The organism is Streptomyces sp. NPDC037290, from assembly GCF_055603245.1.
Map to the genome: position 1 here is coordinate 1 of NZ_JBVJVZ010000157.1, position 1,262 is coordinate 1,262.

The window sequence follows — 1,262 nt, forward strand, 5'->3', positions numbered from 1 at the left end:
CCCCGCGCAGCGGGTCCCATTGCGCTGCGCGCAATGAAAGCAAACACCCCCGCTGCGCGGGGGTGCTACGCTTCCGCTACGCGGAAGCGCTAGCGGCTCGCTTCGCTCGCTGCTCCAACTTCCCGGCTCTGCCGGGAAGTTGGTTTTTCTCCTTTCGTTGCACTCCAGGAGAAAAAGTCCCGGGGGCTCTGCGCCCCGGGGTTAGCGGATCTCCGCTGCGCTCCGAACCGCTCGGCGGCAACAGGGGGCAGGGCATCCCGCTGCCCGTCTTCGTCACAGGGTGTCAATATCCGAAGATGCGGCTGGCCTGACAGAGTGCGACCCTGAACTCGTTCCATCTCCTGAACCGAAGGAGTCACACCCGCATGAACAGGAAAGACGAGACATGGAACAAGACGCAGCCGTCCAGAAAGGACACAGGCGAGGCGCAGAGGGACAAGAACGCTGGGGCTGGGCATCCCGGGCAAGAAGGGCAGCAGCGTCACCACCGCGGCCGGCACGCACGGGACGAAATGCGTAGCCTGCAGCCTGACAAGCAGGAATCGTTAGACGACATCCAAGACAGCCTCGACGAGCAGTAACAGAACAGAGGTGACCCGCTTGTGGTGGTTCTCACCGCCTTCTGGGGGTGAGAACCACCACGAGATTGTGACGCAGGACCATTGCTAGCTTGTCTGCTTGGGCCAGTACCGTACGGCGCTATCGAGACGGATCGTGAGTACAGCGACTCTGAGACTCGGTCAGCCGATCGCCTGGCGTCGGCCTGGCGCTTTTCATAAGTGATGAGGCGTGCCCGGTCAGCTGACCAAAGGCATGACATCGACCCATGGAGCCGGAAGACACGGCCATGCAGGAGAAGACCCCTCTGGGAGCGGATCGCACACCAGGACTCACTCGTGGGCTCCTCTCGCGGGATGGTCGTACATACTGTCCGAAAGTCAGAGGCAGGAAGATCACATCGCTGATCACAGTCCTCATGCCTCATTCTGGAGTCCAGATATAGTCTGGAAACCATGGACAACCCTATCAGCAACGCGCTCTGCCAGCACATCGGATACGTCCACGTCGCCGACTTCACCGGGTACGAATTCTCCGAGAGCGCATCAGAAGCCGGTGAGGAACATGAGCGACGCAACACGCACATGCCATCCAAAAGCTGATCTGTCGACTGAGCCTTTGCCAACTTGATGCGTGAGAAGGTCAGTTGGTTCGACATGTGAGTGAAGCCCCTGGTAGACGGGTTCACGACCAAGATCACCCGG

The 1,262-nt window shown here is 60.3% G+C and carries 1 protein-coding gene; it reads left to right on the forward strand.

What is annotated here, in order from left to right; translation table 11 throughout:
- The first annotated feature begins 365 nt into the window (after nt 1–365).
- Complete coding sequence (locus ACZ7HQ_RS45615) at nt 366–581, forward strand: hypothetical protein (RefSeq protein ID WP_471003577.1); 216 nt, start codon at nt 366–368, stop codon at nt 579–581.
- Nucleotides 582–1,262 lie beyond the last annotated feature (681 nt).